The sequence below is a fragment of the Stenotrophomonas genospecies 3 genome (assembly GCF_054473855.1).
This window is the reverse complement of the sequence record NZ_JBTMUR010000055.1, coordinates 1-224: the sequence shown is the minus strand read 5'-3', so window position 1 is coordinate 224 and position 224 is coordinate 1. Positions and strand designations below refer to the sequence as shown.

The following is a 224-nucleotide window of genomic DNA, read 5'->3' as shown; positions in this document are numbered from 1 at the left end:
TGGTGCGCCCGGAGAGATTCGAACTCCCGACCGCCTGGTTCGTAGCCAGGTACTCTATCCAACTGAGCTACGGGCGCGCGGTACACAATCAACTTACTGCTAAATTTTACTGCATTTCCAGCGGCGGATGCTGAAAACCTGTCGAGTGGTGCGCCCGGAGAGATTCGAACTCCCGACCGCCTGGTTCGTAGCCAGGTACTCTATCCAACTGAGCTACGGGCGCC

2 tRNA genes are annotated in these 224 nt (G+C 57.6%); both read right to left on the bottom strand.

What is annotated here, in order from left to right:
- Positions 1-77, bottom strand: a tRNA-Arg gene (locus tag ACX9OT_RS21885).
- A gap of 69 nt (positions 78-146) precedes the next feature.
- Positions 147-223, bottom strand: a tRNA-Arg gene (locus tag ACX9OT_RS21880).
- Position 224: the final 1 nt, after the last annotated feature.